Source organism: Streptococcus gordonii, from assembly GCF_001553855.1.
Taxonomy (GTDB): Bacteria; Bacillota; Bacilli; order Lactobacillales; family Streptococcaceae; genus Streptococcus; species Streptococcus gordonii.
On the sequence record NZ_LQWV01000012.1, the window covers coordinates 601234 to 616152 of the forward strand.

14 protein-coding genes and 1 other RNA gene are annotated in these 14919 nt (G+C 40.9%); 12 read left to right on the top strand and 3 right to left on the bottom strand.

Going from position 1 to position 14919, the window contains the following annotated elements; genetic code table 11:
• The first annotated feature begins 143 nt into the window (after positions 1 to 143).
• The 4 genes from AWH02_RS05825 to pepC all read left to right on the top strand — a co-directional run bounded on the left by AWH02_RS05825 (position 144) and on the right by pepC (position 4446).
• Positions 144 to 1604 carry a nicotinate phosphoribosyltransferase gene (locus AWH02_RS05825; protein WP_060552945.1) on the top strand — a complete coding sequence of 487 codons (1461 nt, stop codon included), beginning with the start codon at positions 144 to 146 and terminating at the stop codon, positions 1602 to 1604.
• The gene (gene nadE / locus AWH02_RS05830; protein WP_060552944.1) at positions 1601 to 2425 is read left to right on the top strand and encodes an ammonia-dependent NAD(+) synthetase; all 825 of its coding nucleotides are present in this window, start codon (positions 1601 to 1603) and stop codon (positions 2423 to 2425) included. The genes AWH02_RS05825 and nadE overlap by 4 nt, the downstream gene beginning before the upstream one ends.
• Before the next feature lie 47 nt (positions 2426 to 2472).
• A complete protein-coding gene (locus AWH02_RS05835; RefSeq protein ID WP_060552943.1) occupies positions 2473 to 3033 on the top strand; it encodes a GNAT family N-acetyltransferase in 561 nt (186 codons plus the stop codon).
• A 78-nt stretch (positions 3034 to 3111) separates the two neighbouring features.
• A complete protein-coding gene (gene pepC / locus AWH02_RS05840; RefSeq protein WP_060552942.1) occupies positions 3112 to 4446 on the top strand; it encodes an aminopeptidase C in 1335 nt (444 codons plus the stop codon).
• Positions 4447 to 4557: 111 nt separating this feature from the next.
• On the opposite strand, the gene pbp1a is transcribed toward pepC, so the two are convergent.
• Both pbp1a and recU read right to left on the bottom strand, forming a co-directional pair.
• On the bottom strand, positions 4558 to 6696 hold the full coding sequence (pbp1a, locus tag AWH02_RS05845) for a penicillin-binding protein PBP1A (protein ID WP_060552941.1): 2139 nt from the start codon (positions 6694 to 6696) through the stop codon (positions 4558 to 4560).
• Positions 6689 to 7291, bottom strand: coding sequence for a Holliday junction resolvase RecU (gene recU / locus AWH02_RS05850; RefSeq protein WP_045505953.1), 603 nt, complete (start codon positions 7289 to 7291; stop codon positions 6689 to 6691). The genes pbp1a and recU overlap by 8 nt, the downstream gene beginning before the upstream one ends.
• Before the next feature lie 65 nt (positions 7292 to 7356).
• Here recU and AWH02_RS05855 point away from each other — a divergent pair, with 65 nt between their 5' ends.
• From AWH02_RS05855 to AWH02_RS05875, 5 genes are all read left to right on the top strand, one after another.
• Positions 7357 to 7884, top strand: coding sequence for an SLOG family protein (locus AWH02_RS05855; RefSeq protein WP_060552940.1), 528 nt, complete (start codon positions 7357 to 7359; stop codon positions 7882 to 7884).
• Positions 7885 to 7953: 69 nt separating this feature from the next.
• On the top strand, positions 7954 to 8304 hold the full coding sequence (gene gpsB / locus AWH02_RS05860) for a cell division regulator GpsB (protein WP_008808583.1): 351 nt from the start codon (positions 7954 to 7956) through the stop codon (positions 8302 to 8304).
• 14 nt (positions 8305 to 8318) lie between these two features.
• Positions 8319 to 8684: RNase P RNA component class B (gene rnpB / locus AWH02_RS05865), an RNA gene on the top strand.
• A gap of 160 nt (positions 8685 to 8844) precedes the next feature.
• Complete coding sequence (locus tag AWH02_RS05870) at positions 8845 to 10011, top strand: THUMP domain-containing class I SAM-dependent RNA methyltransferase (RefSeq protein WP_060552939.1); 1167 nt, start codon at positions 8845 to 8847, stop codon at positions 10009 to 10011.
• A 2-nt stretch (positions 10012 to 10013) separates the two neighbouring features.
• Positions 10014 to 11420, top strand: coding sequence for a cell division site-positioning protein MapZ family protein (locus tag AWH02_RS05875; RefSeq protein WP_145762180.1), 1407 nt, complete (start codon positions 10014 to 10016; stop codon positions 11418 to 11420).
• A gap of 61 nt (positions 11421 to 11481) precedes the next feature.
• Here AWH02_RS05875 and AWH02_RS05880 read toward each other — a convergent pair whose 3' ends face one another.
• Complete coding sequence (locus AWH02_RS05880; RefSeq protein WP_008808586.1) at positions 11482 to 11964, bottom strand: S-ribosylhomocysteine lyase; 483 nt, start codon at positions 11962 to 11964, stop codon at positions 11482 to 11484.
• Between the two features lie 230 nt (positions 11965 to 12194).
• On the opposite strand from AWH02_RS05880, the gene AWH02_RS05885 reads away from it, so the two are divergent.
• The 3 genes from AWH02_RS05885 to rpoZ all read left to right on the top strand — a co-directional run bounded on the left by AWH02_RS05885 (position 12195) and on the right by rpoZ (position 14882).
• A complete protein-coding gene (locus AWH02_RS05885) occupies positions 12195 to 13802 on the top strand; it encodes a ribonuclease Y (protein ID WP_045772969.1) in 1608 nt (535 codons plus the stop codon).
• 114 nt (positions 13803 to 13916) lie between these two features.
• Complete coding sequence (gene gmk / locus AWH02_RS05890; protein ID WP_008808588.1) at positions 13917 to 14543, top strand: guanylate kinase; 627 nt, start codon at positions 13917 to 13919, stop codon at positions 14541 to 14543.
• Between the two features lie 24 nt (positions 14544 to 14567).
• Complete coding sequence (rpoZ, locus tag AWH02_RS05895; protein WP_008808589.1) at positions 14568 to 14882, top strand: DNA-directed RNA polymerase subunit omega; 315 nt, start codon at positions 14568 to 14570, stop codon at positions 14880 to 14882.
• Positions 14883 to 14919: the final 37 nt, after the last annotated feature.

Here is a 14919-nt window from a genome sequence, read left to right on the forward strand (position 1 = left end):
TTATTAGAAATTAAATAGCTATTAGCTAAATTGGAGAAAGAATAATTTCAATTTTCTAATTGCCGGACTATTTCCCTATCACCTCTTAATTGTAAATTTATGATATAATAAGTAAAATCCATGCAGTTTATAAAGGAGAAAATATGTTTCCAGATGATAGTTTAACCTTACATACAGACTTGTATCAAATCAATATGATGCAGGTTTATTTCAATCAGAATATACATAACAAACGTGCAGTCTTTGAAGTTTTTTTCCGTAAGAATCCTTTTAATAACGGCTACGCTGTCTTTGCGGGCTTAGAAAGAATTATTTCCTATCTCAATAATCTGACGTTCAGCCAGAGTGATTTAGACTATCTTGAGTCCTTGGGTTATCATGGAGACTTCTTAGATTACTTGCGGGATTTAAAGATGAGCCTGAGTGTTCGGTCAGCTCAGGAAGGTGACTTGGTTTTTGCTAATGAGCCAATCGTGCAGGTGGAAGGCCCTCTAGCTCAGTGTCAACTTGTTGAGACTGCATTGCTCAATATCGTTAATTTTCAGACGCTGATTGCTACCAAGGCAGCCCGTATTCGCTCTGTTATCGAAGATGAACCTCTGATGGAGTTCGGTACTCGACGGGCTCAGGAAATGGACGCTGCTATTTGGGGGACAAGGGCTGCGGTGATTGGCGGAGCTAACGGTACCAGCAATGTCCGGGCTGGCAAGCTCTTTGATATTCCTGTCTTAGGAACGCATGCTCATGCCCTCGTTCAAGTCTATGGCAATGATTATGATGCCTTTAAAGCCTACGCTGAGACTCATCATAACTGTGTTTTCCTAGTAGATACCTACGATACATTGCGTTTGGGTGTTCCGGCAGCTATTCGGGTGGCGCGTGAGCTAGGAGACAAGATTAAGTTTCTGGGCGTCCGCATTGATTCGGGAGACCTTGCTTATATTTCTAAGAAAGTTCGGCAGCAATTAGATGAAGCTGGCTTCCCTGATGCTAAGATTTATGCGTCCAATGATCTGGATGAAAATACCATTCTCAACTTGAAAATGCAAAAGGCTAAGATAGATGTCTGGGGCGTGGGAACCAAGCTTATTACAGCCTACGACCAGCCGGCTTTAGGGGCGGTTTATAAGATTGTTGCTATTGAAGATGAGACTGGAGAATTGCGCAATACTATCAAGCTGTCCAATAATGCCGAAAAAGTTTCTACCCCAGGTAAGAAGCAAGTTTGGCGCATTACCAGTCGCGAAAAAGGGAAGTCTGAGGGAGATTACATTACCTATGACGGCATTGATGTCAATGGCTTGGAAGAGTTAGAAATGTTCCATCCTACCTACACATACATTAATAAGACGGTTAAGGATTTTGATGCAGTACCGCTTTTGGTGGATATTTTCCAAGAGGGAAATCTTGTTTATGAAAAGCGGAGCCTGACTGAAATTCAAGCCTATGCCCGTAAGGAATTTGATAAACTTTGGGACGAGTACAAGCGGGTTCTTAATCCACAGGATTATCCAGTTGACCTGGCTCGAGATATTTGGCAAGATAAGATGGATTTGATTGACCAGATGCGCAAGAAAGCCTACCAGACAGGAGCAGAAAAATGAGTCTACAAGAAGAAATCATCGCTCAACTGGGTGTCAAACCAATCATTGACCCGGAGGAAGAAATCCGCAAGTCGGTGGACTTTCTCAAGGCCTATCTGAGAAAGCACCCTTTTTTGAAAAGTTATGTTTTGGGAATTTCTGGTGGTCAGGATTCAACCTTGTCTGGTCGCTTGGCTCAGCTGGCTGTAGAGGAAATGCGGGCTGAAACTAGAGATGATAGCTATCGCTTTATCGCAGTTCGTTTGCCTTACGGTGTTCAGGCAGATGAAGATGATGCGCAAAAGGCTCTGGCTTTTATCCAGCCTGATGTCAGTCTGACAGTCAATATCAAGGAATCCGCTGATGCCATGACAAGGGCTGTAGAGGCAACGGGTGCCAAAGTCTCTGATTTTAACAAGGGTAATATCAAGGCCCGCAGCCGTATGATTGCCCAGTATGCTTTGGCTGGTTCATACAGTGGGGCTGTTATTGGGACCGATCACGCAGCAGAAAATGTCACCGCCTTTTTCACCAAGTTTGGGGATGGCGGAGCAGATATCTTACCACTTTACCGCCTCAATAAACGACAAGGTAAGCAGCTTTTGGCCGCTTTAGGAGCTGATCCGGCTCTCTATGAAAAGGTACCGACGGCTGATTTGGAAGAGGAAAAACCTGGGATTGCGGATGAAGTCGCTCTGGGAGTGACTTACAATGAAATTGACGATTATCTCGAAGGCAAGTCCGTTTCAGCCCAAGCCCAAGAAACTATCGAATCTTGGTGGCATAAAGGACAGCACAAACGGCATTTGCCGATTACGATTTTTGACGAATTTTGGAAGTGAAAATCTCTATCGAATCTTTTTAGTCCGAGCCAAGAAACGAGAAAACTATGAAAAAGATAGGTACACAGTCTATTGAAACCAAACGTCTTTTGCTAAGACCTTTTCTGGAATCAGATGCTCAAGCTATGTATGACAACTGGGCTTGTCGTCCGGATAATCTGCTGCATGTGACCTGTGATGCTCATGAGAGCCCTGAAGTCACCAAACAGTCTATTGCTTGCTGGGTTGAGAATTATCAAAATATGGATTTTTACAAGTGGGCTATCTGCCTGAAAGAAAATCCTGATTCTGTAATTGGGGACATCAGTGTGGTGGACATGGATGAGGCAGTTAATGCTTGCGAGGTCGGTTATATTTTAAGTAAAGACTACTGGGGACAGGGGCTGATGACAGAAGCTTTGAAAGCTGTTTTAATTTATCTCTTGCAAGGTGCAGGTTTCAATCGTGTCTCAGCAAAATTTGTAACAGCCAATCCAGCTTCGGGACGTGTTATGTCAAAAGCTGGTATGAGCTACGAAGGTACTTTCCGTCAAGCTGTATTTCATAAAGGACAAGTCAAAGATTTTTCCGTTTATGGAATCCTAAGATCTGATTTAGAAAAAGGCTAGGACTCTCTTGTCTAGCCTTTTTACTTGCACTCCTTTTTTAAAGTTCTATAATAGATGTATAATGACAAGGAGGATTCTATGAAGTCGATAGAACAAGATTTTACAGATAAGTTGTATGCTGTTTATGAAGCTAATCCTAAGTTTGCAGCAATGGAAAATGCCATCAGTCACAATGGTCTCTTGACATCCTTGGAGAAGCGAAGCAGTGCTGTGGAAAACACGCCAGTCTTTTCACTGGACCTCACTAAGGACAAGGTTAGCGACCAAAAAGCTTCTGGACGCTGTTGGATGTTTGCAGCTCTTAATACCTTCCGCCACAAAATGATTGCTGGTTTCCAATTGGAAGATTTTGAGCTATCTCAGGCCCACACTTTCTTTTGGGATAAATATGAAAAATCCAACTGGTTCTTAGAGCAGGTGCTGGCAACCGCTGACCAAGAATTGACTAGTCGCAAGGTTAAGTTTCTCTTAGATACGCCTCAGCAGGATGGCGGTCAATGGGATATGGTTGTTTCTCTTTTTGAAAAATATGGTGTCGTACCCAAGTCAGTCTATCCAGAGTCAATCTCGTCTAGCAATAGTCGCGAGCTCAATCAGATTCTCAATAAGCTCTTGCGTCAGGATGCAAAGATTTTGCGAGAATTGGTGGTAGAAGGAGCAGACTTGGCAGAACTTCAGGCTAAGAAAGAAGAGCTCCTCCAAGAAGTCTTTAACTTCCTAGCTATGAATTTAGGTTTACCACCTCGCCAATTCGACTTCTCTTATCGGGATAAAGATAATCATTTCCATAGTGAGAACGGATTGACACCACAAGCTTTCTTCAAAAAATATGTTGATCTCAAGCTAGATGACTATGTCTCTATCATCAATGCGCCGACTGCAGACAAGCCTTATGGTCAGTCCTATACAGTTGAGATGCTGGGTAATGTCGTTGGTAGCAAGCCGGTTCGTTATTTGAATGTTGAAATGGACAGGCTAAAAGAGCTGGCTATCGCCCAAATGCAAGCTGGCGAAACCGTGTGGTTTGGTTCTGATGTTGGACAGTCTAGCAATCGAAAAGCGGGTATTATGGCTAACGGCATGTATGACTTCACTTCTAGTATGGATATCCAGTTGACTCAAGACAAGGCAGGACGTTTGGACTATAGCGAAAGTCTAATGACCCATGCAATGGTTTTGACAGGGGTAGACTTGGATGAAAATGGAAAAGCCAAGAAATGGAAGGTGGAAAACTCCTGGGGCGAAAAAGTTGGGGACAAAGGATACTTTGTAGCCAGTGATGCTTGGATGGATGAATACACTTACCAAATCGTAGTGCGCAAAGAATTTCTGACTGAAGCGGAATTAGCTGCTTATGAAGCAGAGCCTATTGTCTTGGCTCCGTGGGATCCAATGGGAGCCTTAGCCCTATAAAAGAATATTTACGGACAAGGTCTTTATAGCTATATAAGGCCTTTTCTAAATAAAAAAACTCTATCTTCTCTCATATGAGAAGATAGAGTTTTTATGTTGATCTTCCAAACATTAGCGCTGACCGTTATTAATTTGTGGTTTGCTTTCTTGTGGGTTGGAAGTAGAGGATGAACTAGATTCGGAAGTAGTAGAAGATTCCGAACTACTTGAAGAAGACTCTTCCTCAGAAGAAGATGATTCTTCTGAAGTTGAGGAAGGTTGGATATAGTATCGATATGGATTAGATCCGTTTAGGTATAGATAGTAGCCAACTCGATAAACCCCATTTGGTTGCTCCCAATCTTCGTTTCCATTGGCATTCAAGTAAGTCATCATAGATCGATAGACATCAGTTGCAACCTTGACCCCATCATCAAGAACTGGTGTGAAGCGGTTTGAATAACCAGTCCATACCGCCATCGAATACTGAGGAGTGTAACCGACGAAGAGCTCATCTGGAGTTACAATACTAGAGCCATAATAAGGCTTTGTAAGTTTGGTTAATTCATCGTCTGCATAGTTAGAAGTACCAGTTTTCCCAGCTTGATAGACACCAGAAATTGCTGCATTTGTACCTGTTCCGGATGTCAGAACAGTCTTCATCATATCTGTCATCATGTAGGCCGTTGTTTCTTTCATGGCTCTTGAACCTTCATTAGAGAAGATTTTTTCCGTACCATCGCTAAAGACAATTCTGTTGACATATTGAGGTTTGTAGTAGGTTCCACCATTAGCAAAAGCTGCATAGGCCGCAGCCATCTTCTCACTACTTGCGCCATATTCGTTTCCAGATTTGTTGGTATTACTTGAAATAGCATTTGAATAGTGCATTTCTGGATAGTTGATGCCAATCTTGTTCAAGAATTTAAGGGATTGTTTGAGGCCAACAGCTTCCAAAGTTTTAACTGCTGGAACGTTCCGTGATTCTTGGATGGCATATTGCATGGTTATATTACCATAATAGCGCATATCCCAGTTGTAGACAGGGGTGCTAGAGCCGGGGAAATTATAAGGAGCATCTGCAATAGTTGCAGATGTTGCACTATAGACCCCATCTTCGATGGCTGGTGCATAGTCTGTGATAGGTTTCATAGTTGAACCCCAGTCCCTATTGGTCTCAACGGCTTGGTTCGTACCAAATGAAACATTAGTAGACTGTTTACGAGCTCCAAGTTGGGCAATAACTTTACCATTTGTTACATCCATAACCGTGGAAGCAACTTGAAGTTCATCGTCTGGGTAGTTAACATAGGTATCGGAGTTATAGATCTCCCACAGTTGCTTTTGAGCGTCAGTATTGACATTGGTGTAGACTTCCATACCAGTAGTCAGCAAGTTATAGCCTGTTTCTTTTTCGACCTGCTCGATAACTTGTTTTAAATAGTTATCCATATAAGCTGGATAAGACGCAGAGCTCTTCAAGCTTTGCAAACCGTCAGTAACAGGAGTATTGATAGCTTGTTCATACTGTTCAGCAGTGATGTATTTCAGTTGGTACATCTCAGATAAAACCAAGTTACGACGTTGAAGTGCTGCTTCTGGTTGAGAGTATGGATCATATTGGTTTGGAGCTTGGGGCATTCCGGCAAGCAAGGCTAATTGAGGCAAGCTTAGGTCTTTTAAGTCCTTACCATAAAAACTTTGTGCTGCTGTCTGCATCCCATAGTTCCCATTAGACATGTAAACCTTATTGACATAATAGGTCAGAATTTGTTGCTTTGTAGCTGTTCTTTCTAGTTGGAAAGCCAACCAAGCTTCCTGAGCTTTACGTGAGACCGTCTGGTCTGCTTTAGAGGTAGAAAAATATGTCAGTTTGATTAACTGTTGGGTCAAGGTAGAACCACCCTGAAGCCCATTCGACCTCTTAAGAATATTATTAAAGATAGAGCCGATGATCCGAATGGAATCAACCCCACGGTGATTGAAGAAACGATGGTCTTCAATAGCAACAATAGCATTGACCAGATCCGTCGGAATCTGATCTGTGGTAACATTTACGCGTTTTTCAGAACCCAAATCTGCGATAAGGTTATTTTGACTATCATAAATTTTGCTGGAAGTAGTAGCAACGAGCTTGCTTTCTGATAATTCAGGGGCCTTGCTCACATAGTAGAAGAAGAGACAACTTCCTAGCAGAAGTCCCAAAAGAAAGAGTGAGATAAGGCCGCTTGCAACCCATTTTAGGGCTGTCATTAAGGTTTGTTTATTCATTAGAGTGACCACCTAGTAAATTTTTTGAGATAATATCAAGATAAGGTATGCTGGGAAGGATGTTTTGTTCAATGAGATAACCATGTTTCTGAATATAATCCAGGGGCATGGATTTCCCACCCTTATCAATCTTGTAAAACTCAATTAAGTAGGGAGCAGGAAGGAGGTAGGTTTCCTTCAGACTAGAAAAGTGAAGTAAGACAAAGCAAATCCCGCCTTGATTGAGCACTTGATCCATATGTTCAATCTGGTGTGCATGAAAATTTTTCATAGGCATAGATTGCTTTTGCCGCGTTTCCTTGGCTTCAAAATCAATGTAATGCCCACGGTAAACTCCCGAGTAGTCCGTAGTAGATGCTTGGCGAAAGTAGGCCTCGACAATCTTGGCACGGCTTCGCTTAGGATAATCAACTTTGACAATTTGCACGGGTGTAGGCTTTTTATGAATAACAGCTAATCCACGGCTAAGGTAATAGTCATTGGTGTCGTTAATCATTTTTTCAAAAGTCATTCCCCGATTAGCGAAATCGACAGTCTCTTTTTTCACTTTTTTTATGTTATTTTTAGATGTAAGCTTATGCGGATAGTTGACCATAAAACTCCTTATTGGTACAATAACATCACTCTATTATACCATAAAACATTGTAAAAGGATAAAAAATGGTCAGTGTACTTGTTGTAGGCTATAAAGCCTTTGATTTAGGAATCTTTGGAGACAAGGATCAACGCTTGAAAATTATCAAAGCAGCTATTCGTAGGGATTTGATTTATCTCTTAGAAAATGGCATGAAATGGCTGGTTTTTACGGGAAACTTGGGCTTTGAGGTCTGGGTTCTGGAAGTTGCTAAGGAATTACAGAAAGAATATAATTTTCAATTGGCGACGATTTTTATTTTTGAAAACCAAGGTGAAAATTGGAATGAGGTTAACCAAGAAAAATTGGCTAACTTTAAAAATGTTGATTTTATCAAATATGCTTATCCAAGCTATGAAAATCCAAGTCAGTTTCGGACCTATAATCAATTTTTGTTAGAGAGCACAGATGGCGCTTATCTATTTTACGATGAAGAAAATGAGACAAAGCTCAAGTATCTTTACCGAATGATGAAGGAAAATGAACAATATCATATCAAAAAATTAACATTTGATGACTTAAATGAGATGGCGGAAAATTTTTCTGAAATTTAAAGTTTATACCTTGATTTTTCTCTTCCTTTTCGTATATAATGATAATAATAAACCAGATTGGAGAGAGAAATGGCTAGTATTATTTTTACACCTAAAGATATTTTTGATCAAGATTTTAAAACAGCAGTACGTGGATATAGTAAGCAAGAAGTGGATGAGTTTTTAGATGATGTGATCAAAGACTACGAAACTTATTCAGCTTTAGTGAAGGAATTGCGTGAAGAAAATAGCCGTTTAAAACAAGAACTTTCTAAACGAATTCAGGAAGCTCCAAATTCAACTGCTTCTCAGGTTCATCAGTCATTTGGAGACACAACTCAAACGACAATTACCAATTTTGATATCTTGAAAAGACTAAGCCGTTTGGAAAAAGAAGTGTTCGGTAAACAAATCCAAGCGAGCGAATTAAATCAATTGTAATTATAAGACGTGCAATTTTTGGATAATCGCATGAAAAGTTATTTTTTATGAGGAAAGTCCATGCTAGCACTGGCTGTGATGCCGGTAGTGTTTGTGCTAGGCGAAACAATAAGCCTAGGGACGGATTATTCCGTTACGGCGGATGAAACAGCTAAGTCTCTTGATATGCTGGAGTAGGCCTGAAAGTGCCACAGTGACGTAGTTTTTGTGGAAACACAAAAAGTGGAACGCGGTAAACCCCTCAAGCTAGCAACCCAAACTTTGGTCGGGGCATGGAATGCGTGGAAACGAACATTGCATTCTGACTGGAAACAGTAGACAGATGATTATCGAAGGAAATGGTACCTAGTCATTTCTGGAACAAAACATGGCTTATAGAAAATTGCATATAGGTAGAGGCTAGGGCTTGGTTCTTAGCCTCTAATTATAGTGAAATATACTTTAAAAAGTTAGGGATAGCAACTTTTCCTGATCTAAGTAAATCTCAAGTCGGCTATCTCAGTATATAGATAGACGCTTCCCCTTTGTTTTGAGGAAATAATGAAAAAAACATTTGACTTAATAGCGACAGCTGCAGCAGGTCTAGAAGCAGTAGTTGGTCGTGAAATTAGAAATCTTGGAATCGATTGTCAGGTTAAAAATGGTCGAGTTCGTTTCGAAGGAGATGTCCAAACTATTATTCAAACCAATCTTTGGTTACGGTCGGCAGATCGGATCAAAATCATTGTTGGGACTTTTCCTGCCAAGACTTTTGAAGAGCTTTTTCAAGGAGTCTTCGCACTTGATTGGGAAAACTACTTACCCTTAGGTGCAAAATTCCCTATTTCGAAAGCGAAATGTGTCAAGTCCAAACTTCACAATGAACCTAGCGTTCAGGCGATTTCTAAGAAAGCCGTTGTGAAGAAGTTGCAGAAACACTATGCGCGTCCTGAAGGGGTTCCCCTTATGGAAAATGGACCTGAATTTAAGATTGAAGTTTCTATTTTAAAAGATTTGGCGACAGTCATGATTGATACGACGGGGACTAGCTTGTTTAAGCGTGGTTATAGGACCGATAAGGGTGGAGCACCAATTAAGGAAAATATGGCAGCTGCCATTCTTCTCTTATCCAATTGGTATCCTGATAAACCTTTAGTTGATCCGACATGTGGCTCTGGAACTTTTTGTATAGAAGCTGCTTTGATTGGTAAGAATATTGCTCCTGGTCTTTATCGTTCTTTTGCTTTTGAAGAATGGACTTGGATAGATCGAGCACAAATTCAGAAAGCAAAAGCTGATGCTCGTATGCAAATTAAGCAGGATATTCAATTGGATATTGCTGGATCAGATTTGGATGCACGCATGATTGACATTGCTAAGAAGAATGCTGAGGAAGCTGGGGTGGCAGACTGTATTTGCTTTAAGCAAATGAGGTTGCAAGACTTGCACACTAATAAAATCAATGGTGTGATTATCTCAAATCCTCCTTATGGAGAACGGCTTTTGGATGATACGGCTGTTACAAAGCTCTACCAGGAAATGGGACAAACTTTTGCACCATTAGAAACATGGAGTAAATTTATTTTGACTAGCGATGAAGCTTTTGAAAGCAAATATGGAAGTCCGGCAGATAAAAAGAGAAAACTCTATAATGGAACCTTGAAGGTTGATTTATATCAATATTTTGGACAAAGAGTCAAACGAAAACTTGAAGAGCAGAAAGGATGACTATGAGTAAGGAAAATAAAAAGCCTGAAAGCCAAGAGCAAGAATCTATTTTAGATTTTGAAGAAGCTAAAGAAATGACTATTGGTCAGGCTGCCAGAAAAAGTGAGGAATTAGAAGCTGGCGTCAAAGAAGATGATAGTGTTTTAGACAAATATATCAAGCAACATCGTCAAGAAATTGAAGCTGGAAAGTATACAGCAACCGTCCAAGCTCAAAAGAAACAAGACGAACAGGCTGAAGAAGCGAAAAAAGAAACAGTTTTAACTGATGAGACGAAAGAAGAAGTTATAGCTTCTCCTAAGAGTCCTGGGTTAGAAGCTGAAGTCAGCCAGGCCTTTTCTGACGAGCCCGAAGATAAGACTCAGGTGGACTTGGAGCCTGTTCCTCCAGTATCTACAGCAGTTACAGAGGATTCTTATGAAGAAGATGATGAAAAGACAGGCTCTGGTAGTAAAAAGGTCATCTATGCCCTAGTAGCTCTTCTGGCTGTAGCTGGAATTGCGGCAACTGCGTATTTTGCGATGAATCGTAATCAGGCAGGCAAAACAGTAACGAGCTCCAGCAGTCAAGCAAGTAAAAAGACTAGTTCAAGTAGTTCAAGTTCTGAAAACAGTGCTTTGAAAAAATTTAATGATTTGTATGATTCTTTCTTTACTGATAAGAATAAATTGGCTATTAAAAACAGTAGCTTTGCCAACTTGGATCAATTAAAAACGGCACTTGAAGCCCTGAAAAATGATAAGGAATATACGGTTGCTAAGGCTAAATATGATAATCTTGTAAAACAAATCTCAGCAATTCAAGCAGTCAATTCTCAGTTTGAAACAGCTGCGATCAAAGATGGTGTTTTAGATACTAATGCAAAAGTTAAGGGGGACGCGACTTTTACTGAAACTAAAACGGGCAATGATAATTTAGATAAGTTAATCAGCTCTGCCATTAGTCAAGGAAAGGGTCAGCAAACAGTCTCTCAAGCAGCTGGAGGTCAAGGGACTGCTTCCAATACAGCTCCAGCACCTGCTGAAACCACTCCAACAGCACCAACCACTAATAATGCGGATCAAGGCGTAATCACGGGTGGTTCTACTGGATATGGAGGACTGTCCAGCACTGGTGTTCCTTTTCAGAGAAATCTAAGCCGTGTTCCTTATAATCAGGCTGTGATTGATGATGTCAATAATCCCGCTTGGGTCTTTAATCCAGGTATTTTGGAAAAAATCTTAAAAATTTCACGGGAACGTGGCTATATTACTGGCGATCAATATATCATCGAACGTGTCAATATTATAAAAGGAAATGGCTACTATAATCTCTTTAAGCCAGATGGAACCTACCTCTTTAGTATCAACTGTAAAACAGGTTATTTTGTAGGAAATGGTCCGGGCTATGCGGATTCTTTAGACTTTTAGAAACAAATAAAAAATCTCAAGCTAAAAAATTAGTCTTGAGATTTTTTTCGTTATTGAATAATCAAATAACATGGCGTTCGAAAGCATTATCTGAGATCCCTTGTTTGAGGATTAATTTAGCCCACTCCTTGGCAGAAAAGAGGCTGTGATCTTTATAGTTTCCGCAAGACTCAATCGTAGTTCCAGGGACGTCCTCCCAAGTAGTGGTTTCAGCGATTTCTTCAAGGCATGATTTGATCACTTGGGCGATTTCGGATGGGGTATGACGCCCCCACATGATCATATGGAAACCAGTTCGACAACCAAAAGGAGAGCAATCAATCATTCCATCAATGCGTTTACGGATAAGCATGGCCAGCAGGTGTTCAATGGTATGGAGACCTGCAGTTGGAATGGAATCTTCATTGGGCTGGACAAGTCGGATATCAAAATTGGAAATGACATCTCCTTTTGGTCCGCTTTCTTCTCCAATGAGTCGTACATAAGGGGCCTTAACGATTGTGTGATCAAGCTCGAAACTTTCAACAATAACTTCTTTAGACATAAAAGTCTCCTTTGTAATCAATTTCTATAATTCGATTATATCAAATATTTTTGTAAAAAAATAATTTTTGACAAGAATAAGGTGGCACAAGGCTTTGCCAAAAACTTAATAAAATAATATAAGAAATCGCTCTCTTTTTTACCAAAATCAGTTTGTTAATTTATCAAATTTATGATAAAATAATTAAGAATTTTCGAATTCAATTTAAAATAAATTAATGAGGTAAAAACATGGAAATGATTTTCGCTCTTGTTTTTGCCGTCATCATTGGTTTAGTCATTGGATATGTAAGCATCTCGGCTCGAATGAAATCTTCAAAAGAAGCCGCGGAACTTACTCTTTTGAATGCTGAACAAGAAGCAACGAATTTACGCGGTCAGGCCGAGCGTGAAGCAGATATCATTTTGAAAGATGCAAAACGCGAGACTAATTCGCTTAAAAAAGAAGCACTTTTGGAGGCAAAAGAAGAAGCCAGAAAATATCGAGAAGAAGTTGAGGCAGAGTTTAAGTCTGAGCGTCAAGAGCTGAAACAAACAGAAAGTCGTTTGACAGAACGTGCAGCTAGCCTTGATCGAAAAGATGATAACTTGACCAACAAAGAGAAGTTGCTCGAGCAGAAAGAACAAAGTCTTTCAGATAAAACTAAATACATTGATGAGCGGGAAGAACAACTAGCTGAGCTTGAAAAACAAAAAGAAGCTGAACTAGAAAGAGTTGCTTCACTATCGCAGAACGAAGCACGTGATCTGATTCTTGCTCAAACAGAGGAAAAGCTAACCAAAGAAATTGCAATGCGTATTCGTGAGGCTGAACAAGAGGTTAAAGAACGCTCTGACAAGATGGCCAAAGATATCTTGGTTCAAGCCATGCAGCGGATTGCTGGTGATTATGTGGCTGAGCAGACCAACTCAACAGTCCACTTGCCTGATGATACTATGAAGGGACGGATTATCGGTCGTGAAGGACGCAATATCCGCACTTTTGAAAGTCTTACAGGAATTGATGTCATTATCGACGACACTCCAGACGTTGTAACCCTATCCGGATTTGATCCTGTTCGCCGTGAAATTGCTCGCATGACGATGGAGGCTCTCCTCAAAGATGGACGGATTCATCCAGCTCGTATTGAAGAGCTGGTAGAGAAGAACCGTCTGGAAATTGATAATCGTATTCGCGAATATGGGGAAGCAGCAGCCTATGAAATTGGAGCTCCAAACCTTCACCCTGATTTGATGAAGATCATGGGACGATTGCAATTCCGCACATCTTATGGACAAAATGTCCTTCGCCATTCAATTGAAGTGGCGAAGTTAGCAGGAGTCATTGCTGGTGAACTTGGTGAAAATGCAACTCTGGCACGCCGTGCTGGTTTCCTTCATGACATCGGAAAAGCAATTGACCGAGAAGTGGAAGGAAGTCACGTTGAAATTGGTACCGAGCTCGCTCGTAAGTACAAGGAACATCCAGTTGTGGTCAACACCATTGCTAGCCACCATGGAGATGTAGAAGCTGAAAGCGTGATTGCAGTCATTGTTGCTGCAGCGGATGCGCTCAGCGCTGCTCGTCCGGGTGCTCGTAGCGAGTCACTAGAAAGCTATATTAAACGCTTGCATGACTTAGAAGAAATTGCGAATGAATTCGATGGTGTTAAGACCAGCTTTGCTTTGCAGGCGGGTCGTGAAATCCGCATCATGGTTCATCCTGAAAAAATCAAGGATGATAAGGTGACGATTTTGGCACATGATGTTCGTGAGAAAATTGAAAACAATCTGGAGTATCCAGGAAATATCAAGGTCACAGTTATTCGTGAATTGCGTGCCGTTGATTATGCTAAGTAGAGAAACAGCTTTCGAGCTGTTTTTTTCTTTCAGTAGCTTATAATCATCATAAAAAGCAGTTGAAATATCTGCTTTTTTTTGTTACACTAGGTAAAAGACTGTGAAGGAGACCAAATGACGGAACGTGGCTTGTTAATCGTTTTTTCTGGACCATCTGGTGTAGGAAAAGGAACGGTTAGACGTGAAATTTTTGAAAGCTCAGAAAACCAATTTCAATATTCTGTATCTATGACGACACGTCCGCAACGTCCAGGTGAAGTGGACGGTGTGGATTATTTCTTTAGAACTCGTGAAGAGTTTGAAGAGTTGATCCGTCAGGGTCAGATGTTGGAGTATGCTGAGTATGTCGGTAACTACTACGGGACGCCACTAACTTATGTCAACGAGACCTTGGATAAGGGAATCGATGTCTTCCTTGAGATTGAGGTGCAAGGTGCCTTGCAGGTCAAGAAAAAAGTTCCAGACGCTGTCTTTATTTTTTTGACACCTCCAGATTTGGAAGAATTACAAGACCGTTTGGTTGGTCGTGGCACAGACAGTGCAGACGTCATTGCTAAGAGGATTGAGAAGGCCAAGGAAGAAATTGCCCTCATGCGTGAGTATGACTATGCTATTGTCAATGATGAGGTCAGTCTAGCGGCTGAACGAGTTAAGCGAGTGATTGAGGCGGAGCATTTCCGTGTGGATCGCGTGATTGGCCACTATCAAGACATGGTCAAAAATTCTGCAGCAGTAAGATAAAGATTAGAAATTAGGTAAAAAATTATGATGTTAAAACCGTCTATTGATACCTTGTTGGACAAGGTACCATCAAAATATTCATTAGTAATTTTGGAAGCAAAGCGTGCACACGAGCTTGAGGCTGGCGCCACACCGACTCAGGACTTTAAATCTGTCAAATCAACTCTTCGAGCTCTAGAAGAAATTGAGTCTGGTAATGTAACAATTCACCCGGATCCAGAAGGAAAGCGTGAGGCTGTTCGTCGCCGTGCAGAAGAAGAGCGCTTGCGTAAGGAAGAAGAAGAACGTAAAATTAAAGAACAAATCGCTAAAGAAAAAGAAGAAGGCGAAAAGATTTAAGATTGGGGAAACTCAATCTTCTTTTTTCTATTCCAGC